16 protein-coding genes and 2 pseudogenes are annotated in these 20,247 nt (G+C 68.9%); 8 read left to right on the plus strand and 10 right to left on the minus strand.

The features are described 5' to 3' along the window. Window positions 1-2 precede the first annotated feature (2 nt). From EJG53_RS02070 to exaC, 5 genes and pseudogenes are all read left to right on the plus strand, one after another. Window positions 3-524, plus strand: a complete 522-nt coding sequence (locus EJG53_RS02070; RefSeq protein WP_241269154.1) for a DUF6230 family protein — start codon at window positions 3-5, stop codon at window positions 522-524. Then, complete coding sequence (locus tag EJG53_RS02075; protein WP_125043309.1) at window positions 515-1,516, plus strand: DUF6114 domain-containing protein; 1,002 nt, start codon at window positions 515-517, stop codon at window positions 1,514-1,516. Before EJG53_RS02070 ends, EJG53_RS02075 begins: the two co-directional genes overlap by 10 nt. Continuing rightward, complete coding sequence (locus EJG53_RS02080; protein ID WP_125043310.1) at window positions 1,513-2,430, plus strand: hypothetical protein; 918 nt, start codon at window positions 1,513-1,515, stop codon at window positions 2,428-2,430. Before EJG53_RS02075 ends, EJG53_RS02080 begins: the two co-directional genes overlap by 4 nt. A 127-nt stretch (window positions 2,431-2,557) precedes the next feature. Next, window positions 2,558-3,962: pseudogene (locus EJG53_RS02085) on the plus strand (GAF domain-containing protein). Then, the gene (gene exaC / locus EJG53_RS02090; protein ID WP_125043311.1) at window positions 3,923-5,446 is read left to right on the plus strand and encodes an acetaldehyde dehydrogenase ExaC; all 1,524 of its coding nucleotides are present in this window, start codon (window positions 3,923-3,925) and stop codon (window positions 5,444-5,446) included. The pseudogene EJG53_RS02085 and the gene exaC overlap by 40 nt, the downstream one beginning before the upstream one ends. A 443-nt stretch (window positions 5,447-5,889) precedes the next feature. Here exaC and EJG53_RS02095 read toward each other — a convergent pair whose 3' ends face one another. From EJG53_RS02095 to EJG53_RS02115, 6 genes and pseudogenes are all read right to left on the minus strand, one after another. Then, on the minus strand, window positions 5,890-7,242 hold the full coding sequence (locus tag EJG53_RS02095) for a hypothetical protein (protein ID WP_125043312.1): 1,353 nt from the start codon (window positions 7,240-7,242) through the stop codon (window positions 5,890-5,892). Window positions 7,243-8,335: 1,093 nt separating this feature from the next. Further along, on the minus strand, window positions 8,336-9,760 hold the full coding sequence (locus EJG53_RS02100) for an LCP family protein (protein WP_244954926.1): 1,425 nt from the start codon (window positions 9,758-9,760) through the stop codon (window positions 8,336-8,338). A 96-nt stretch (window positions 9,761-9,856) separates the two neighbouring features. After that, window positions 9,857-11,979: pseudogene (locus tag EJG53_RS02105) on the minus strand (bifunctional polysaccharide deacetylase/glycosyltransferase family 2 protein). 1,174 nt (window positions 11,980-13,153) lie between these two features. Beyond that, a complete protein-coding gene (locus EJG53_RS02110) occupies window positions 13,154-13,795 on the minus strand; it encodes an amidohydrolase family protein (protein WP_244954927.1) in 642 nt (213 codons plus the stop codon). 38 nt (window positions 13,796-13,833) lie between these two features. Next, on the minus strand, window positions 13,834-14,025 hold the full coding sequence (locus EJG53_RS42055) for a hypothetical protein (RefSeq protein ID WP_244954928.1): 192 nt from the start codon (window positions 14,023-14,025) through the stop codon (window positions 13,834-13,836). Window positions 14,026-14,181: 156 nt separating this feature from the next. Next, entirely contained in the window at window positions 14,182-14,898 is a 717-nt protein-coding gene (locus tag EJG53_RS02115) for an SDR family NAD(P)-dependent oxidoreductase (protein ID WP_125043313.1), read from the minus strand. A gap of 169 nt (window positions 14,899-15,067) precedes the next feature. Between EJG53_RS02115 and EJG53_RS02120 the strand changes: the two genes are divergently transcribed. After that, window positions 15,068-16,114, plus strand: a complete 1,047-nt coding sequence (locus EJG53_RS02120; protein ID WP_125043314.1) for an Lrp/AsnC family transcriptional regulator — start codon at window positions 15,068-15,070, stop codon at window positions 16,112-16,114. Window positions 16,115-16,342: 228 nt separating this feature from the next. After that, window positions 16,343-16,765 carry a VOC family protein gene (locus EJG53_RS02125; RefSeq protein ID WP_125043315.1) on the plus strand — a complete coding sequence of 141 codons (423 nt, stop codon included), beginning with the start codon at window positions 16,343-16,345 and terminating at the stop codon, window positions 16,763-16,765. Window positions 16,766-16,850: 85 nt separating this feature from the next. Here the strand turns inward: EJG53_RS02125 and EJG53_RS02130 are convergent, their stop codons facing one another. The 4 genes from EJG53_RS02130 to EJG53_RS02145 all read right to left on the minus strand — a co-directional run bounded on the left by EJG53_RS02130 (window position 16,851) and on the right by EJG53_RS02145 (window position 19,089). Beyond that, entirely contained in the window at window positions 16,851-17,270 is a 420-nt protein-coding gene (locus EJG53_RS02130) for a class I SAM-dependent methyltransferase (RefSeq protein ID WP_125043316.1), read from the minus strand. Between the two features lie 347 nt (window positions 17,271-17,617). Next, complete coding sequence (locus EJG53_RS02135; protein ID WP_125043317.1) at window positions 17,618-18,001, minus strand: hypothetical protein; 384 nt, start codon at window positions 17,999-18,001, stop codon at window positions 17,618-17,620. A gap of 189 nt (window positions 18,002-18,190) precedes the next feature. Beyond that, window positions 18,191-18,505, minus strand: a complete 315-nt coding sequence (locus EJG53_RS02140; protein WP_125043318.1) for a hypothetical protein — start codon at window positions 18,503-18,505, stop codon at window positions 18,191-18,193. After that, window positions 18,502-19,089 (minus strand): TetR/AcrR family transcriptional regulator, encoded by a 588-nt coding sequence (locus EJG53_RS02145; RefSeq protein ID WP_125043319.1) that lies wholly within the window; start codon window positions 19,087-19,089, stop codon window positions 18,502-18,504. The genes EJG53_RS02140 and EJG53_RS02145 overlap by 4 nt, the downstream gene beginning before the upstream one ends. 83 nt (window positions 19,090-19,172) lie before the next feature. Here EJG53_RS02145 and EJG53_RS02150 point away from each other — a divergent pair, with 83 nt between their 5' ends. After that, on the plus strand, window positions 19,173-20,093 hold the full coding sequence (locus EJG53_RS02150; protein WP_125043320.1) for an NADP-dependent oxidoreductase: 921 nt from the start codon (window positions 19,173-19,175) through the stop codon (window positions 20,091-20,093). Window positions 20,094-20,247: the final 154 nt, after the last annotated feature.

The following is a 20,247-nucleotide window of genomic DNA, read 5'->3' on the forward strand; positions in this document are numbered from 1 at the left end:
CGATGGCCTCGGTGATGGCCGAGGGCGCGCTCGCCGCGTCGTTCGCCGTCTCGGGCACCAACTTCCAGGTCACCTCGGGCAAGCTGACCAGCCAGGGGCTCGCCTCGTACGTCCACACCGACCGCGACGTGGGCGGCAAGGGGCACCCCGTCGCACTGCTCGGCCTGGGCAAGGCCACACTGAGCGACATCTGCCAGGCGGCCGAGGTCAAGACGCCGCTGGGTACCGTCGTGTTCAAGCTGACCGCCGGCGGCGACGCCGGGCAGGTCACCGCCGACAGCCTCGTCATCGACGCCGAGGACCTGGTGGGCGACGCGCGCTTCGGTACGGCGCAGATCGGTCGGGACGCCTCCACCCTCGACCAGGTGCCCGGTGTCCAGGGCGAGAAGGGCAAGTTCGGTCTCCAGGCCGGGGACATCGAGGTGGCCGGGGTCAGGTCCCACGCGTGGTCCGCCACCGGCGGCAACTTCCGTCTCAAGGGTCTGCGGCTGGACGTGAGCCTGGACGGCAAGAAGTGCTTCTGACCACCCGGCGCCCGGCCGCCAGGCTCCCCTGGCCCGAGCGGCGGGCGGCGTTCCGCGGCTGGCGGCGGACCCGGCCGTTCTGGGCCGGGCTGCTGCTGATCCTGGGCGGCGCGGAACTGCTGCTCGTACCGCTGTCGCCGCTGACCGTACTGATCAGCCTCGGTCTGGGCGGACTGGCCGCGATCGGCATCGGGCTGGCGCTGATCGTGGCCGGGCTGTTCCTGTGGCTGCGCCCGGCCGCGCACCATTACGTGAGTCTGCACGCGCTGATCCTGTCCGTCCTGTCGTTCGCTGCGACCAACCTGGGCGGGTTCCTGTTGGGGATGGGACTGGGCATCGCGGGCAGCGCGATGGGATTCGGGTGGACGCCGCTGCGGGAGGAGGCGGAGGGGGACGAGGAAGGTGACGGAGACGAGAGGACCACCCCACCCCTCTCACAGAAGGACGAGGACACGTCCGGCAAAGACGACAAGGGCAGGAGCAAGACACTCGCCGTAACCCTGCCGATCGTCCTGATCGCCGTCATCGGCACCCCCACCGAACCCGCGCACGCGGCCCCCGGCATCCCCGCCCCACCCGTCCCGCCGACGGTGACCACCACCATGTTCGCGCCGAAGGGCTTCCTGCTGGCCGGTGTCACCGAGGTGCAGACGGCCGACGGGCCGGTCAAGGCGATGGTCCTCCGGATGAAGGCCGCCTCGCTCACGGACTACCGGCTCACCACCCGCGACGCCGGCGGCCCCCAACTCAGGCTGGGCGCCCGCAGCCTGGACCTCAGCGGCAATGTGACGCTCTACCTCACCAAGTTCAGCGGCTGTCTGGAAGGGCTGATCTGTCTGACCTTCACCCCGGACACCCTCCCGGTGCCGCCCGTCGTACCGCCCTTCGTCTTCATGACCGACGTGGACGCCGAGCAGGCCCTGGTCACCTCCGACCTGATCGTCGCGGACGGCCTGGCCCTCGACGCCGGGCCGGGAGCGGGGACGGCATGATCGGGCTGCCGGCCGCGCTGTTCTGGGCATACGCCATCGGCTCGGCGTTCGCGCTCTCCGCCGCCCGGCAACTGCAGTTCCTCGAACGCCGCGCCGCCGACCGCACCGGGCTGCCCGCGCTGCTCGCCCCGCGTCTCGTCAGCCGCGCCGCGAACCCGTACCTGTGTCTGACGCTGCTGTACGCGGCGGTGCTGCTGGTGCCGACCGGTCTGTTCCTGATATGGCAGAACCCGTCCTGGTCGACGATGCACATCGCCGACGGGCACCGCGGTGTCTGGGCGGGCTTCCCGCTCCTCTACGCAGGCGGCGTCGTGCTCGCCACCCTCCTCGGCTTCCTGCTCGCGCAGGCGCTGTGCCTGGTCGGCGCGGGCTACTGGGCGTACCTGAACTGCGTCGGCGGCTCCTTCCTGCTCTTCGGCACCCTCGTACACGGCTGGGACGGCCAGGGCTACCGCCGCTTCCTGACCACGGACGGCGCCGCGCTGCGCGCCTGGCCGGAGGACAGCGTCGTCAACAACGTCCTGCGCTTCCTCACCTCCGGCACCTGCCTCTCCCTCCTGTTCCTCGGCGCCGCCGTCATCGGCACGATGCTGCTGGTGGAGATCGGCTGGCTGGCCGAAGGGTGGCTGCTGCCGGGCGGTGCCCAGGACCGGAAGGTCCCGCGCTTCCTCGCCGTGTCCATCGCGGGAGCCGGTCTCTACGGGCTGCCGCTGGTCGGCGCCGTCCTGACGAGCACGCTGGTCCGCTTCCTCGGCTACCCCGTCGGCCTGACAATCTTCGCCGCCGTAGCGGGGGTGCTCCTCCTGCCGCGCCGCTCCCCTGTTCGCTGGCTGTACGGACTGGTGGGTCTCCCGAAAGCGCATTGGCGGGCCACCTCGGACCTCGTCCCCGAGACGCGGTCGGTCCCCGCCTGACCGTACGCGCACCCCGGCCCGCGCCCACGGCATCGCCCTGGCCCCCCGGGCTTTACTGCCCCGCCCCGTACGAGCACCATCGGCGTACGGGACGACGGGGGCAGGAACCGCAACGGAGAGGTGACGCGTGGTCAACCCTTGGCTGGCGATGGAGACGGGTACCGACCCCGCGGAGCGCACCCGCACCCTGCGGCACGCCCACGAGGCGTTCCTGGCGGGTGGGCCGGTGGCGCACCCCGTACGCCAGGTGGTGGCCGACTCCTGGCGCCGGTCGGCGTCCGCGCGCGCGACACTCGACGGGCCCGCACCGATCGACCTGGACGAGCCGGAACTGCGCGCCTACCGCGACGGACACCCGCTGGCCCGCGCCATGCCCGTCTTCCGCGACCTCCTCGGCAGCATCGCTCACGACGGCGCCCACGTCCTCGCCGTCTGCGACCCGCAGGGGCGGATGCTCTGGGTCGAAGGGCACCCGGGCGTCCGCCGTCATGCGGAGCGCATGAACTTCGTGCCCCGCGCGCTGGGACGAACGGCACGCCGGTACGAACGCGCCCGGCACCGCGCTGGCCGCCGACCACGCCGTACAAATCTTCGCGACCGAGCACTACAACAAGCGCGTACAGCAGTGGACCTGCGCGGCGGCGCCCCTGCACGACCTGCGGACGGGCCGGCTGCTGGGCGCCGTGGACATCACCGGTGGCGACCACCTCGCCAGCCCGCACAGCCTGGCCCTCGTCCAGGCCACCGCCCGTGCCGCCGAAGCCCACCTGGCCTCGCACGCAAAGCACGCGGAGTACGCGGGACATCCAACACCCACGGCACATCTGACCGTGCTCGCCCGGGACGAGGCCCTCCTCACCACCGACGGCCGGACGCTGCGGCTCGGCCGCCGCCACAGCGAAATCGTCCTGCTGCTGGCCCGACATCCGGAAGGACTGACAGGCGACCGACTGGCCACACTGCTCTACGGCGAACGCGACGTCCGCCCGGTGACCCTGCGCGCGGAACTGTCCCGGCTGCGCCACATCGTGGGGCCGCTGCTCGACTCGCGCCCGTACCGCCTGACCAGGACCGTCGAGACGGACGCGGACGCCGTGGAGACGGATCTGACCGCCGGCGACCTGCCCGCCGCGCTCCGCGGCTACCGCGGCCCCCTCCTCCCCCACTCCGAAGCACCGGGCGTGCGCCGCCTCCGTTCCCTCCTCGAAGACCGGCTACGGCGCTCCGTCCTCACCCACCGCACTCCGGAAACGTTACGTCTGTGGGCGGACACCCCCTGGGGCGAACACGACCTGGAGGTCTGGGAAGCCCTGGAGGCCGCCGCCCGGCCCGGAGACACCACACCGGCCTCCACCGCGTTCCGGCTCCGCGCGGCGTACGCACTTCCCCCGCCCTCGCAACGTCCCCGCAACACCCCCGCCCCTAGCCTGCGCACCGGCGCCCCGCCGCGGGAGCGGGGCCGCGACCGAACCGACAGCGATAGGGAACTCTTATGGCCCGTTACGCGAACCCCGGCGCCGCCGACGCCGTGATGTCCTACCGGAGCCGGTACGACCACTGGATCGGCGGCGCGTACGTGCCGCCCGCGAAGGGCCAGTACTTCGAGAACCCGACCCCGGTCACCGGGCAGCCGTTCACCGAGATCGCCCGCGGTACGGCCGAGGACGTGGAACGCGCCCTCGACGCCGCCCACGCCGCCGCGCCCGCCTGGGGCCGCACCGCGCCGGCCGAACGCGCCCGCATCCTCAACAAGATCGCCGACCGTATGGAGGACAACCTCCAGTCCCTCGCGGTCGCCGAAACCTGGGAGAACGGCAAGCCCGTCCGTGAGGCGCTGGCCGCCGACCTCCCCCTCGCCATCGACCACTTCCGCTACTTCGCCGGCGCGATCCGCGCCCAGGAGGGCACCCTCTCCCAACTGGACGACGACACCGTCGCGTACCACTTCCACGAGCCGCTCGGCGTCGTCGCCCAGATCATCCCCTGGAACTTCCCGATCCTCATGGCCGCCTGGAAGCTGGCCCCCGCCCTCGCCGCGGGCAACGCCGCCGTCCTCAAGCCCGCCGAGCAGACCCCCGCCTCCGTCCACTACTGGATGAGCCTGGTCGCCGACCTGCTGCCGCCCGGCGTCGTCAACATCGTCAACGGCTTCGGCGTGGAGGCCGGCAAGCCCCTCGCCGCCAGCCCGCGCGTCGCGAAGATCTCCTTCACCGGCGAGACCACGACCGGCCGCCTGATCATGCAGTACGCCTCGGAGAACCTGAAGCCGGTCACCCTCGAACTGGGCGGCAAGAGCCCCAACCTCTTCTTCGCCGACGTCTCCGCCGCCGACGACGACTTCTACGACAAGGCCCTCGAAGGCTTCACCATGTTCGCCCTCAACCAGGGCGAAGTCTGCACCTGCCCCTCCCGGGCCCTCATCCAGCAGAGCCACTACCAGGACTTCCTGGCCGCCGGCGTCACCCGCACCGAGCAGATCGTGCAGGGCCACCCCCTGGACACCGACACGATGATCGGCGCCCAGGCATCCAACGACCAGCTCGAGAAGATCCTCTCCTACCTCGACATCGGCCAGAAGGAAGGCGCCCGCGTCCTCACCGGCGGCACCCGCGCCGAACTCGGCGGCGAACTGGAAGGCGGCTACTACGTCCGCCCCACCATCCTCGAAGGCACCAACGACATGCGCGTCTTCCAGGAAGAAATCTTCGGCCCGGTCGTCGCCGTCACCCCCTTCACCGACTTCGACCACGCCATGACCCTCGCCAACGACACCCTCTACGGCCTCGGCGCCGGCGTCTGGACCCGCGACACCAACACCGCCTACCGCGCCGGCCGCACCATCCAGGCGGGCCGCGTCTGGACCAACTGCTATCACGCGTACCCGGCGCACGCCGCCTTCGGCGGGTACAAGCAGTCGGGCATCGGGCGGGAGACGCACAGGATGATGTTGGATCATTATCAGCAGACGAAGAACTTGCTCGTTTCGTACTCACCGAAGAAGCTCGGGCTCTTCTGAGCGCCCAGAAGAAGGCGTCTGAACTGGGCTTTTGTCCGTCAGGCGCCTTCATCTCATCTCGCTTCGAACATGGCCCGTTTTATGTGATCCACCCCACTTTCTCCTACCGCTACACCCCTACTGACCAGCTCTTCCGGACCAGTCACAGACGGGCACCTTGGTTCACCACGCAGGAGCACCTCCTCCGCTGACGCGGTCCCACTCCTGCATGGAGTGCGGCCAGAACGAAATACCGGCGTGCCGCAGGTCGTACGGCCGCCGGGCCAGGCCGGAGGTACGTTCCGCTCGGGGCAGAGGTCAAATCGGGTGCACACGCTCGTCATTCCATGAGTTGCAGAGTCCACTCCGCAGGACAGCTAAAACGGATCATCAGCCGCTCCAGCCACGTAACACTGAGACCAAAATGGCATCCCACTTCACCCAAAACGGGGCGGAACATCCAGTCAGGACGACCTTTCAAGTGCAGTGCAGGTTCGTCCGTTTCCACTGGGAACCGATGTGGAGACCTTGAAGAGCTGTACGTGCATGGTCGGCTTGGGCCCGCCGGGATGCTTGGCCCGTTCCGGGTCCCAGAGCCACAATCGCCCGTTGGACACCCCGAAAGTAAGCACGGGGCGCCCCTTCGGCAATGGACCGTTGTACACGGATGCGTCGCCGGATACGGGAGTTACACACATCAGCGTGCCTTTGATTCCGAAGTAGGGTTTCGGCTGCTTCCCGTTCATGGCGTCCCGGGCGGCGGCCTTTGCTGCGACGGACACCCCGGACATTCCCGTGGTCAATATCGTGAGCACGTACAGGAGCGCGACCAGCGGGACCATCACCATGGCCCAGTTCCGGGAGAAAGCTATCCAGTGGTAGTGGCGTAGCCACCCTGCGATAGCAACGAAAGTGGCTATGAAAAACAGGCAGATACCCGTCGGCTTCAAGGCGATCGCGTACTGCCAGAAGACCTCCGTAGTGCCTGCGCTCGCCGGAATGCCGAACCCACTGTTCAGGTAGCCCAATTGGAGAAAATACCCGAAGGCTGGAACGGCTACCGCGAGAGGGAGGACTATGGACGACAACACGCCCAGGAGATGGCGGCTCACCCATGAGTTCCGGAGGGCGAACCAGCAGCCCCGGACGATGAACCACCCCCCTCCGCCTAGGGCAATGGACGAGACGAGGGTATGCGCCCCGGCCGATTCCTGAGCTTCCCACATGCATCCCAGGAGGACAGGAGCACCGACCATGACTGCTCCGGCAGCCAATCGAACGATGCGGGGGCGATGTGCGTTGCTGGTGATCCACTCTCCGGCACACCACATGGCGACGAGGAGCGGCAAGGCTCCGAGTACGGTCCACCGGCCGGACGAGTGCTGGAGGAGCCCGCCATAGATCATGAGCCCCAGCATGAGGAAAACCCGGACGGCTGCACCGCCCCACTTCTGCCACCAGGTCTGGGTACTACTGCTGTCGCTCACCTTCGGGCCGATGGGCAAACGCACGTCGTGTGCTTGTAGGTCGAAATCTGGCAGTTCCGAGGTTCGGCGGGCAAGAACATCGCGTGCGGCAGCTTTGTCGGTTGAAGAGCCAGGAAGGACAATCGTCTGCTGAATATCGGCGCACCCGAAGTGCACCCACAGTGACGCCAGCTTCTTCTTCAGGGCTCGCTCGCCATCAGCCCACTTCGGCTTGCGGTAAACGTGCCAAGTCGTCGTCGGAGTGCGTTGCCGGCCTGGGGCGTTGATGACTCGGGTATCCCGGACCTCCAGCGTCAGACGGTGGGCGGCAACGGAGCGCAACTGTTCCACTGCGCCCGCCCGAGACCCTGATCGCGCTCCGTCTAGACGAACTTCGACAAGACAGGGCACAAGCCCCTGTTCTCGCTCAACTCCGTCGTCTTCTTCGCAAGACCTGAACTTCCATCCCCGGTCGGTGAACAGCCGTTTGGCGAGGGCAACTTCGCCGCGGCGATCAGAGATCTGTACGTTTACCTCGACTCGTCGATTGAATGACCCCTCGGTCACCGGCTCGTCCGCGCACTCGACTGACGCCCCCATTTCCGACGAGCGTTGCCCGCTGTCCGAGCGGGAGGTATCGGCTCTGGGGCCAAATAACGCTGTGGACAGCCAACTCATTGTCTACATCCTTACGTACGCGGTAGTTCCCGAGCAGTCAGGTCATCATGGCAGGGGGGACTGACAATGAGCGCCAGAGTCCGTTGCGAAGTGGATCTCGGTCGTGGGTGATCATGTGCTGTGGGACGTGGAGACCCGTCGAACCCCCAGCGGGTCCGGCTGGAGCCGTTACTGCCGCAGGGCATCGAGCCGGGCCGTCCACCAAGGTGCACGCGGCGACATCTGATCGACGGCATACGGCGGCGGGCCCTCATCGGTGCCCCACGGCGGAATGCGCCCGATCGCCTCGCGGAGCAGGACCCGGGCAACAGCCGCCGCTCCTACCGGTTCGTTCGGGTGGAGGGGATGAGCGGGGAGGTACCGCGGGCGCTGGTCCCGAGCCGGTTCTTCGGTGACCAGGTGGACGGAGCCGAGGCGGAACGGTCGCGGCCGGAAGCGGTGGTGCCGAGAAGTTCAGTGCGTCGCTGCCACGTCACGCCGCCGATAACGGGCGGCTGTACCCGTTCACTGTCCACTCCAGGACACGTCCGCCGAGGGGCGGCGAGACACGCACAGTCATCCGGATGAATTGGGGAGACGCGCCGCCGGTAAGCACACAGCACGAGAACGAAGCAACGGAGAACCTCCACCCAGCCGCGGGTGCATTCGTACCCCTGAAGCCACGGCCCCTCACCTGCCGCATAGCATCGAACAGCACGCACCAGCCCCCGAATGCAGGAACCCCCGCCGCAACCAGCCGACGGGGGTTTCTCCCCTTCACCTGCCGTCACCGTCCGGCCCGCTGCTCTCCCTGCCGCTGTGGGCGATCGTCACGTGACGGCGTGTGGCTGACGGCGCCGCCCCGGTGCCGGGGCGTCTTCCCCGTCTCCGTGACCGGCCGGTCGTGACGCAGGTCGTCGAAGAGCCGGGCCGACCCCCTGCCGTCCCACTTCAGTACGTTGCCCTTCGGCGTGGGGACGCCGATGCCGGACAGGGGCACGTTGATCTGTTTGCCTTGTCCGCCCGCGACGCTCTGTACGGCGAGGAAGATCCTGCTGAGATCGCGCAGGCTCATGTCCTTGTCGACGATGAGCGTGTCGAGCCCGGCCTGCACGGCTGGGCCGATCTGCGTCGGGTCGAAGAGGGTGTCGGGCTGGGCGGCCTGGTGGGCGAGGGTTGAGAGGAACTTCTGCTGGTTTTTCGACCGGCCCAGGTCGCCCTGCCTCTCCTGGTGCCGCTGGCGGACAAAGGCGAGCGCCTGCCTGCCGTTCAGGGTATGACAGCCCTTGCGCAGGTCGGCGCCCGACTTCTCGTCCTTGATGTCCCGGTCCAGGCACATCCGGACGCCGCCGATGGCGTCGACGATGTTCACGAATCCGGCGAAGCCGATCTCCGCATAGTGATCGATGCGCAGGCCGGTGTTCTTCTCGACGGTGTGTACGAGCAGTTCGGGGCCGCCGTAAGAGAAGGCGGCGTTCAGCTTGTCCCTCTCGGGCCGCTTGGTCTTGCCTGTCGAGGTGTCGAGGCGGCCGGGCAGGGTGATCCAGGAGTCGCGGGGCAGGCTGACCATGCTGGTTCCCCGGGACCCGGAGTGCAGCAGCATCATGGAGTCGGTGCGCCGGCCGCCGCCCCCGCCGGCGTGCAGGTCTTTCACGTCGTCGTCCGAGAGCCCGTCGCGGCTGTCCGAGCCCACGATGAGGTAGTTGGTCCCCTCCCCGGGCGGTGGCCGATCCCCGTACGCGCCGAGGTCGACGTCACGCTGGAGCCGGGTCTCGGCCCAGCCGTACGTGCCGCCCGCCGCGACGACCACAGCGGCCAGCAGGACGAGCACCGCCCGCCGCAGCCGCCTGCGCTTCTTCGGCTGCCGGGCGTGCGCGCGCCGGGGCCCGTAGCGCGAGCTGGGGCGCTCGGCGAACCGCTCACGCGCGGCAGCGCCTTCGGGGGCCGCGTACGGCCCCTGGCTGGCGGGCGGACCTGGATCAGCGTAAGGGTCTGGGTGAGCGTAAGGGTCTGAATCAGCGTACAGGTCTGGATCGGCATGCAGCTCCGACTCGGCGTACGGGCCCCGGCCCCCCGTAGGCTCCGGGCGCCACAGCTCGCCCGTCACCCGCACCGGCCCCGGGTGCACGGGACGACTCCCGGCGTCGCCGTGCCGGCCCTGCTCCCCTGTGGGTGCGGTACGTCCGGCCCGCTGGTCAAGCGGGTCTGTCATGGTCGGCTCCCTCGGTCATGTCCCCGGTCGGACTCGCGCCGCCGCTCACCGGTTCCCCTCCTGCCCCCTTTGTCCTCTCCCATCTGCTCCGTCCCCTCACTGCGGTGACAGGCTCGGCCGCGGGGGCAGCTCCTCCAGCGGATCGAGGGACGTCTCCGCGGACGGCGCTTCGTGCAGATACGGGTCGGCGGTTCCGGTGCGCTTCACGCTGTGCCACTTCAGGCGGGTGCCGAGCAACGCCGTGATCACGGAGTGGATGACCACCAGGTACATCAACTGCCGGTAGACGAACTGCTGGAGCGGCAGCACCCACAGCACGCGCAGCCGTTCCCGGTCGAGCCGCAGCGCGTACGCGGCGGTGATCAACTGGACGGCGAGGAACCCGGACCAGACAAGGGCGGCCTCCACGGGGTCGCGGAACAGCGCCCCGAAGAGGGCAAACAGGTCCACGACCGGCGCGCACAGCGGCAGCACGATCTGGAACAGCGTGACGTAGAGCATCACGCGACGGCCGAAGCGTCCGGCGGGGCCGATCTCCTTCGCCGAGCGACGGTGCTTCCACATCGACTGGAGGGTGCCGTAGCACCAGCGGTAGCGCTGGCGCCAGAGCTGTCGTACGGTGCTGGGCACCTCGGTCCAGGCGACCGCCGATTCCTCGTAGACAACGCGCCAGCCGGCCCGCCAGAGGGCCATCGTGAGGTCGGTGTCCTCGGCCAGGGTCTCGTCGCTGACACCGCCGATGCCGATCAGCGCGTCCCTGCGGAAGGCGCCGATCGCCCCCGGAACCGTCGGCATGCACTCCAGTACCTCGAACATCCGCCGGTCGAGGTTGAAGCCGAGGACGTACTCCAGGTGCTGCCATTTGCCCAGCAGACGGCGCCGGTTGCCGACCTTGGTGTTGCCGCTGACCGCGCCGACCGCCGGGTGGGCGAGCGGCTGGATCAGCCGGGCCAGCGCCGCGGGTTCGAAGATGGTGTCCGCGTCGACCATGACGACGATGTCGTGCCGGGCGTACGCCAGGCCGGTGTTGAGGGCGCTGGGCTTGCCGCCGTTGGGCTGCCGGATCACCGTCACCCGCGGATCGTCGATGTTCTCGGCGATGTCGGCGGTGGAGTCGGTCGAGCCGTCGTCGATCACGATGATCTGCAGGTGCGGGTGGGTGGAGGCGAGCAGCGAGTACACGGTGGAGGCGATGCCGGCCTCCTCGTTGTACGCCGGCACCAGGACCGTCACCGGGTCCTCCACCGCGCGCAGCCGTGGTGCGCCGGGCCGGTACCGGTGCAGCCTGCGTACGTGGAGCCGGGCGAACACCGCGAACAGGAGCATCCGCAGGACGCCGAGCACACCCGTGAGGGTCAGCGTCCACACCATCACGGTGAGGAAGGCGTGCCCGAGCCGCTGCGACCAGATCAGGCCCTCCCCCTTGATCTCCTCGGTGACCGGGACCTTTTCGAGGAAGGAGGAACGGCCGAGTCCGCCGCTGATGGTGGTGAACCGTTTCGCGCCGCGGTCCTCCAGCAGATCCTTGGCCTCGTGATAGCCGAGGTCGGTGTGGCTGTGCTGCGTCACCACCCCCGCCACGGCTTGCGGTCCTTGTGATCCGAGGCGACCACCAGGTACCCCTGCGCCGCCGCGCGCTTGGCGGCCGGCCACTCCGGGCCGCAGAGCGTGTCCGCGGCCGTGGTGTGCGGCAGCCTCAGCAGGGTGGTGTGGACCCCGGCCGCACCCGCGAAAGCGGTCTGGGTGAGCGGCAGTTCAAGCCGCGCGCGCAGCGGTGAGGCGACACCGAGGTCGCCGCCGCTGTAGGTGTACGAGCCGATCTCGTGCCCCTCGCGCAGGATCTGCCGCACCAGCTCCGGGCTCCGGGCCGCGTCCTTCCCGTGGACGAAGAAGGTCGCCCGCGCGTGGTGCCTGCGCAGCAGGTCGAGCAGACGCGGCGTCCACACCGGGTCGGGCTCGCCGTCGAAGGTGAGCGCGACGGTCCCGGGGGGCATGGCCGCGGTGGCGACTCCCGTCGGGCCGAACCGCAGCAGCGGCTTTCCGTCGTCCGCCTCCCGCGGGATCGGCCGGGTGCACGGCGGCTTGGTGCGCGCGGCGTCGACCTGGTGGGTCGTCCAGCCCTCGAAGACCAGGGCGACGGCGACCACCAGGAGGACCAGCAGGAGCACGAGCCAGTGTCCGCGCGGCGGCCGCCGGACAGCGGCGGCGTGCCGGCTCACTGCTTCGGGCCTCCGGCCGGCGGGGCGGATCTGCCAGCCGGAGGTTGGCGGCGGTCGTCGCGGTCCGCTTGGGCCCTGGCCGGCAGCCGGTACGCCTCGGCTCGGGCATGTGCGCCGCGACCGTACTGCGACTTACCGGTGTCCGGGCCGGAAGGCACCGGTCCGTTCACGCTCGGCGGGTGCGCGCCGACGGGCTGCCGGAGCCCGCTGATCACCATACCGACGAACAGCAGATACCCGAGGCAGGCGCAGCCCACGGCCAGCGCCACGCATTGCAGCGTCCGCGTGCGCCAGCTCGACCGGGCGATGAAGACGGGATGCCGGGGAAGGACGGCTTCGGGACGCCGCGCCGCCGGGGCCACGCGAGGCGCCGCGCCCTGATGCGGCAAGCGCTGCGTCATGTCCCACCCTGTTTGCCGCGCCGGGTACTGCTCCCCGCGCGCAGGGGGTACGGACGACAATCGCCCGTCGTGCGGTGTGCTGGCTATGTGGGGGATGCCCTGCACTGGTGCTCCTGATCTGCGGCCGCGCACGCGCGACTCTTTATGTGTGGGGGATACGGACCCGGGGGTCCGCTGTACTGCCCGTGAGACGTGGGAGCCGCATCCCGGTGCCCGGCGCGTACGGACGTTTCCCGTACGTGCGCATGCTGTGCGCCCTTCCCGGGTGGGGCCGGGAAGGGCGCGCGTACACATGTGCCCTCACAGGGCCAGGAGGACAGGGTGCAGCCCTCAGTGATCACGCAGCCCCCCGACCCTACTCGCGCACCTGGGTGGCACGGCAACAGATCATTCCGGCCTTCACCTCGCGATAAACGACATCTACCTCGTTGAAATCCCGAGCACACTCGACGTCGCGACGCGCTCCGTCCTTGCCTGATCTCCTGATCGAGAACGCGTATGGGCGAGCCCGGCCCGATTTACCGCCAGGCGCTCGCCCACTCGATGACCGATGCCCAAGGCGAGGCTCAGCGACCTCGACCGTGCCCACGATCGTCTCGCCCGCGGAGATACCGCGATCGGTCAACTCGGTGACGGCGAGTACGGGCAACTGCTCAGAGAAGGGCCGGCCCGGCCGGCGCATCATCTGTCGACGCATGATCGGCCTCAGGCTGGGTGAACTCTCGCTGTGCGGTCCTGTCCATCGTCACCGGGCCCGCCTCCGCCGTTGACAGCTACAAGCCGACGCACATCCGGACCATACGCGGACCGCCGCTCCCCCAGCGTCCGAGACAAGCGCCAACGCAGCAGGTCAGCGCCCCCTGAGTGCCGTACCACCAACAATGGAAGTTCGATCGAATACGGTCCGTTACCGAGCGCTGCAAACCGGCGGTGCGGGAATGACTGTCGGCTCGGTCCAGCCAGAACAGCAGCATCTCTCCCCAGTGACCGAGCACGATCTGGAGCTCGGGGTGACGGTCGAACGTTCCCCGCAGGATCAGCCGCAGTGCCACTGTCGCGGCGTCCATGTGCCATCCCCACCCGTAGGTGGCGAGGGCGAGATCGGTCATGGGGTCGAACCCGCGATAGGAGGCGTCACGGATGGCCGCAGAGGGCAGTTGGGGGTGGAGGAAGACCGGCTGACCGAGTTGCGACGCGACGGAGAAGAAGTCGTCGTAGGCGAGGTCGTCGAGGAACAGGTCTCCTGACCGGCAGAACACCATAACGCCTACGTGCCCTGTCCCCGCAGCTCTTTCGAGTTCGCCCGCAGTGTCCCTCGGTGACGCCATGGGCAGCGTGGCCAGCGAGCGAAAGCGGTCCGGATGCCGGGCGACGGCTGCTGCGGCCGTGTCGTTCGCAGCCCGGCTCAGCGGCAAAGCCTCCTTGGGCGGTAGCGGCTGGGTTCCCGGCGGGGTCAGGCGAGTATCGACACATCAATGCCCTGGGCATCCATGGCTGCCGTACGGCCGTCCCCCAGATCCTCCAGACGGTGCTGATTGTCGCCCGTCTCATTGAAGATCAGGCTTTCGTCGGGATGCCGGACGGCGCGAAGAGCGGGCGTCAAGTCCGGCATGACCCAGTGTGTTTCGATATCGAAGAGAGGCATGAGAGGGGGATATGGTCCTCATCTGTGCGGTCTTTCGGGCGAGGGCGACCGTTTCGCGTGAGGTGGGCGGGCGAGCGGTAGCCAGGGGTTACGAGGAGGCCGGAGAGATACGAGTGGTGGCCCACCGGTAAGTTCCCGCGGGCCGATTGACGGGGTTTACCAGGGCACGGTCCGGCCCCAACGGTCCAGATACTCCAAACCGGGCGTTCCCAGCTTGGACAGCAGGACATCCACCAACAGCGGGACGCTCTCTTCAACGGTGTACGGTGCGTCCGGCCCTCCGAGCGCGGTGCGAATCCAGCCTGGGGCGAGGAGGACGAAGCCGCGCTGCGTCTCGGACTGCCGGACCGCGAAGCTGCGCATGAACATGTTCAGCGCCGCTTTGCTTCCGCGATAGACCTCGCGGCCTGCGGTCGTGTTGTTCGTCATGCTGCCTTGACCGGACGACATCACTCCGATGAGCCCGGTGGGAGAGACGAGGTCTTCGAGCGCTTCGATGGCGCGCATGGGGCTCAGGGCATTGGTGACCATCACCTCGATGAAATCGGCTGTCGGAACCGCGCCGATCGGGGTCGGTTCGTTGTTCGTGGTGCCTGCGTTGACGAAGAGCAGGTCGAGCCGACGTTGCGCGAGGCGTTCTCGCAGGGGTGCCAGTTGTCCGGGCTCGTTGATGTCGAGGTGCTCGATGGTGAGGCGTCCGTCGGCCCGGCCCGCGAGATCGTGCAGAGGTGTGTGGGCGGTGGTGTCGCGGACCGTGCCGAGGACGTTCCAGCCCCTGTCCAGGAATTCGGCTGCCATCGCACTACCGAGTCCGCGTGAAGCCCCGATGATGAGAGCGGTCGGCGTGCTCTGACCGTTATCAGTCGATGACATCCGGCGTCATCTCCGTTCCTTACGTGGTGGGCTCTTGGTGTGTCACCGAGACCTGAAGGTGGCATCGGCGGGTGGCACTGCTGTGGCCGGTCCGCGCCGTGCGTGATCAGTGTGTCCACCGGGCTGTCGGTGGAGCGAGCCGAAGGGGCGGGTTTGTAGGGTTCCTCGTATGACAGGCGTAGCTACGTCGGAATCCCACGCCCTTCAGCCAGACGATGTGCGAATCATTCGTGCGCTGCAGATCGCTCCGCGGGCTTCCTTCTCCTCGATGGCGGTCGCGCTCGGTCTCACCGAAAGCGCCGTCAACCGCCGGTACCGCCGCCTGCGCGCCGACGGCGTCATTCGCGTCGCCGGCATGCTCAATCCGGGGGCGCTGGGACAGAGCCGGTGGCTGGTGCGGCTCCGCTGCCGTCCCGGCAGCGCCGCAGCGATCGCCGACGCGCTCGCCAAGCGCGACGATGTCAATTGGGTCGCCCTGAGTGCGGCAGGTTGCGAAATCACCTGCGCGACCCAGTCACGGACGCGCGAACAGCGCGAGAATCTGCTCGGCCAACGGCTTCCGCGCACTGCGGCGGTGCTCGACATCAACGCCTTCGCGATGTTGCGTCAGTTCGTAGGGGGCCGCGGCCACTACTGGACCGCCCTGCACGGCGTGTTGACCCCGGAGCAGGAAGCCATGCTCGGGAGCGACGGCTCCCCTTTCGCCGAAGTCCCCGTGGTCACTCGCGATCCCGCGCACCTCACCGATGAGGACGAGCGGATTCTCGACGCCCTTGCCGCAGACGGCCGCGCCAGCTTCGTCGACCTCGCCGCAGCGGCGGACTCCACCCCGGGACGAGTGTCACGCCGTCTCGACGCCTTGCTCCGGCGCCGCGTCGTCCACATCGACGTCGAGATCGCCGCGGCCGCTCTGGGATATCACGCCAGAGCGAACCTGTGGCTGCGCGTGCATCCGTCGGCGGTGAAGACGGTCGGACGCATGCTCGCGGAGGAACCCGAGATCGCCTTCGCCGCGGCCGTCTCCGGGCCCTACAACGTGCACGCCGTCGCGCACTGCCGGGATCTCGACGAGCTGTTCGAGTTCACGTCCGATCGCATCGGCTCCATGGCAGGCCTGCAGAGCATGGAGGTCTCGCCTGTACTCCAGCACATCAAGCAGGCCGGCACGCTGCTGTCCGGCGATCGCCTCATCGATCCGTCGCGCAGGAGGGCGTGATGCGTCGTCCCTGTTCCGGCGCGCCTCCGACTCGACGCAGGGGCTGGCCGCACCCCGGAGACCCGGAGCCAGGCACAGGCTCCGTTCGTACCGTTCCGCGCCGCCTGATGCCAAGGAGCCGGTGTGCGCTCACCTCCTCGCTGGGCCGACGAACGCCCCGTCCGGCAGACAGACCAGCGGCATTCGTCGCTGCGGTGATGGGCCGGTCAGGTGAGGCATGATCGATGGATGAGACGGCATCTGGGACTGGTGACCGTGGTGGTGCGCGACTACGACGCGGCCATCGCGTTCTACGTGGAGGTGCTCGGCTTTGAGCTGCGCGAGGACACCTGGCTCGGCGAGGGGAAGCGCTGGGTGGTGGTCGCCCCGCCCGGAGCGGAGACGGCGGTGCTGCTCGCGCGTGCCGTCACCCCGGAGCAGGAAGGCCGGGTCGGGGACCAGACCGGTGGCCGGGTCGGCATGTTCCTGTACACCGATGACTTCGATGGTGACTACGAACGTCTGCGTGTGGCCGGGGCCTGGTTCGAAGAACCCCCTCGCCGCGAGCCCTACGGCACCGTGGCCGTCTTCCAAGATCTGTACGGGAATCGCTGGGACCTGCTCCAGCCTCAGGACAACGACGCCTGCGTGGTCATCTCCGGCCAGACCTGATCGCCCGCCGCCAGCCCCTGACGTGAACTCACGCCCACTGAAACTCTGCGAGCATGCATTCAGGCTGCCTGACTTCGCCGCATCCTCATGGCGATTGCCTGCTCGGCGAGACGCCCCGGGCGAGGGCCGCGGAGAGCGTGGGGCGGGCATCGTCCACGTACTGGAGGAGGCTGTGGCACAGCACCACGTTGAATTCCCCGGTGGCAAGGCCGACGGGCAGCGCATGCACATCGGCCCGGACGCAGGTGATCAGCTCCGTCAGGCCGCTCGCCTCGGCCCGCTCAACCGCCGCGGCGAGCATCGCGGGCGCGTAGTCGACGGTCGTGACGCGGTGCCCGCGAGCGGCCAGGCGTACGGCATCGCCGCCGTCCCCGCCCGGCAGGCCCTCAAGGTGGCGGCCCAGGTTCGCTTCAGCCAGCGCGTAGCGCAGACGACCCCCGGGTGCCTCCTGCCACTCCCGCCAGGCAGACATCGCCGTGTTGAACTTCTCCGCAGACTCACACATCCAGTGACGACAGCGGTCAGCAGTACGCGCGGCATGTACGACGACTTCGAGAGCGTCAGCCATCCGCGGCAACCATGCTCAGCACGGCTGGCGGCCGGACGGTGCACGTCGCCAAGGGCCGATGGGCGACGACTACATCAGACTTCAGCCGCCGAAAATCGGCCCCACATACCTATGAGGGCCACCGGAGCCGCTCGGTCTCAGGTCATTGCGGCGCCCCGGGCGGTGCGGGGCATCTGACTCGTCCGGCCGCCTGGGGCGCTCCACTCAAGCGCCTCCGTCCTGCAGTGACGCCTGAGGGGCTGACGTCCGAGAATCTGCGTGGACGCACTCGGCTGATCGGCCCGCTATGGGGCCACCGTGCGGAAGAGGGCCAGAAGGGCCTGGGCCGGCGGAGTATCCGCGTCGAAGAACTGCGTGGCCAGCGCGGGCGGCACGGTCTTACCGTGCATGCGAACCTGATGGCACCTGAAGCAGAACGTTGCCTCGAACAGCGCCAGGTCGAGAGATTCCTCGTACGCCCGAATACTCCAGCCTGGCCAGAAGCCACAGCGGTGCTGTTCGCTGCCGGGCAGGCCCTCGATCAAAGCCAGGGCTTCGATGGCCTCGCTCCCGGCCCAGTGGGCAACCGTCCTTCCCGGGTACGGGACGCCCCGCTCGGCCGGGACGGCGGAAATCCTTACGACCTCGATCAGTACGGTGGCGGCAACGGCTTCGGCGGGGAGCTGCATGTGCGCAGTCTGCCCACCGGAGTAGCAACTGGCCAAAGCAGTTGAGGGGCTATCTGCGACGCGTAAGTCCACAGCGGCAGGGATTCAGCGTGCCAACGCACGCCCTAACGAGCCGCACAGCCGCTGAAGAGCCAGCACAAGTGCTCAATCCTGTGGTCGAGCAGGCGATCACCGCTCGGCCCCCTCGCCTCACTCCCCCAACAGGTCGACACCACCAGCGCCGACTCGTCCTCCATCTGACTGCCTCACGGCCAGTGGGAAGAGTTCAAGGGCGGCAGCTCGGTAGCAAGCGTCGGCATCCTTCGTGAAGGCGGCGAAGGCGGACAGGCCGTCCTTCGCTTGCAGCAGCACCTCTTTGGCCTTGGGAAACTGTGTGCCGAGCATGTCGGCGACGTGGGCGAGCGGGACGCGAGCGTCGGTCGGACCGCCTTGCCGTCTGGCTCGCCCGAGGTCGGTGCCGTCCTGGCCGGCCTTCGCATTGCAGGCGGGCAGCACGACGATCACGACACGATCCGCGTTTCAGACACGGGTCCGGCCGCGCGTACTTCGGCGAGCGCTTGCCGTGCCAGTGGGCCGAAGTCCTCTTTGTTGCCGGTGCCGATCCACTGATCGAAGGCGATCTCCCAGGCCAGCGCGCCCAGTTTCGCGGCGACGCGCGCGGTCAGGATCGGGACTCCGCGGCGGTTGAGAGCCTCGATCATCGCGGCGGTGAGGTCGATCCTCTTCAGGGCTTCACGTTCCCGCAGTTCCGTATGGGCGTTCAGCACGGCCTGGCGCCGGCGGCTGAACTCGCGGCGGTCGGCGGTGAAGAACGTCCGGCCGAGTGCGTCGAGGGCGTCCGCCACCGTGTCGAGCGGTCCGGCCGCCGGCGGCGCCGAGTCGATCCCCTCTACGAGCAGGGCGGCCACCGTGCCTCGGCCGAAGAGCACCTCGCGCTTGTCCGGGAAGTGCCGGAAGAACGTGCTCTTGGTGAGCCCCGCGCGCTCCGCGATCTCGATCACGGTGGTGTTCTCGTAGCCGTTCTCCTCGAAGAGGTCGAGGGCGGCGGCGGCGAGTCGGCCTGGTGCGTCGGGTTGCCAGCGAGTCATGGGAGCAGTGTACGGGACTTGGTCCCATCACTGGTGTATGGTCGATGAGACCAAGTCCCATCACTGGCCAGGAGAGGTCACCGATGAGCAGAGCTGTCCGTTACCGGCGCTTCGGCGGTCCCGAAGTACTCGAACTGCAGGAGATACCCGAGCCGCACGCCGCGCCGGACGAGGTGCGCGTCCGGGTCACGGCCGCCGGGCTGAATCCGATGGACTGGCAGATCGCCCCACAGCCCGACATGGCGGCGCAGTTCGGCATCACCTTGCCGGCCGGGTTCGGCAGCGACTTCGCCGGAGTGGTGGACGAGGTGGGCGCCGAAGCCACGGGTTTCGTGATCGGCGACCGGGTGTTCGGGGGCGCGATCGGCCGGTCCGTCGCCGATTTCGTGCTGGTCAAGACGTCTACTGCCACACTGTGGCGCACCCCGGAGGGCATCGGCGACCAGGTGGCGGGCACGCTTCCGGTGTCCGGCCTGACGGCCTGCGCCGCGCTCGCCGCGATCGGGCTCCGCGCCGGGGACACCGTCCTGATCGGCGGGGCGGCGGGTGGCGTGGGCATCTTCGCCGTGCAGTTGGCGAAGCTGGCGGGCGCCCGGGTGCTCGGCACCGCCTCCGAGGGCACGTTCGACTTCCTGCGCGGGCTCGGCGCCGAACCCGTGACGTACGGCCCCGGCCTGGCGGACCGGGTGCGGGCCCTGGCGCCCGAGGGGATCACCGCCGCGACCGACCTGTTCGCAAGGGAGGCGGCCGAGACCGCGCTCAAGCTCGGCGTGGCACCCGAGCGGATCTCCGTCGTGGCCGACGGCCCCGCCCCGCCGCCCGGGGTGCGCAAGACGGGTGCCCTCGACGCGGAGCGAGGCGCCCTGGAACGGATCGCCGAAGCGGTCCATCGCGGGGAGATCACGGTGCCGATCGCGGCGGCCTACCCGGTCGAGCGGATCCGCGAAGCCGTGACGACACAGGCCCAGAGGCATGTGCACGGCAAGATCGTGATCACACTGTAGACCGGCACCGGTACGGGCAGCGGGCCACACGGCGTGATGGCCGGGCGCGCGGGTGTCCCAGTCGAAAGCGTGTCCCTCGGCGCTGTGATCGGCGAACGTGCCCAGACCGTCGTCTGGGTCGAGGACACAGTCCAGCGCATGCACCAACACGAGG

The sequence above is a fragment of the Streptomyces chrestomyceticus JCM 4735 genome, from assembly GCF_003865135.1.
GTDB classification, from domain to species: Bacteria; Actinomycetota; Actinomycetes; order Streptomycetales; family Streptomycetaceae; genus Streptomyces; species Streptomyces chrestomyceticus.

Coding starts and splice junctions, on each gene's coding strand:
- EJG53_RS02070 (WP_241269154.1), top strand. CDS start 3: ATGGCCTCGGTGATGGCCGAGGGCGCGCTCGCCGCGTCGTTCGCCGTC.
- EJG53_RS02080 (WP_125043310.1), top strand. CDS start 1,513: ATGATCGGGCTGCCGGCCGCGCTGTTCTGGGCATACGCCATCGGCTCG.
- exaC (WP_125043311.1), top strand. CDS start 3,923: ATGGCCCGTTACGCGAACCCCGGCGCCGCCGACGCCGTGATGTCCTAC.
- EJG53_RS02100 (WP_244954926.1), bottom strand. CDS start 9,760: ATGACAGACCCGCTTGACCAGCGGGCCGGACGTACCGCACCCACAGGG.
- EJG53_RS42055 (WP_244954928.1), bottom strand. CDS start 14,025: ATGCCTCTCTTCGATATCGAAACACACTGGGTCATGCCGGACTTGACG.
- EJG53_RS02115 (WP_125043313.1), bottom strand. CDS start 14,898: ATGTCATCGACTGATAACGGTCAGAGCACGCCGACCGCTCTCATCATC.
- EJG53_RS02120 (WP_125043314.1), top strand. CDS start 15,068: ATGACAGGCGTAGCTACGTCGGAATCCCACGCCCTTCAGCCAGACGAT.
- EJG53_RS02125 (WP_125043315.1), top strand. CDS start 16,343: ATGAGACGGCATCTGGGACTGGTGACCGTGGTGGTGCGCGACTACGAC.
- EJG53_RS02130 (WP_125043316.1), bottom strand. CDS start 17,270: ATGTGTGAGTCTGCGGAGAAGTTCAACACGGCGATGTCTGCCTGGCGG.
- EJG53_RS02135 (WP_125043317.1), bottom strand. CDS start 18,001: ATGCAGCTCCCCGCCGAAGCCGTTGCCGCCACCGTACTGATCGAGGTC.
- EJG53_RS02145 (WP_125043319.1), bottom strand. CDS start 19,089: ATGACTCGCTGGCAACCCGACGCACCAGGCCGACTCGCCGCCGCCGCC.
- EJG53_RS02150 (WP_125043320.1), top strand. CDS start 19,173: ATGAGCAGAGCTGTCCGTTACCGGCGCTTCGGCGGTCCCGAAGTACTC.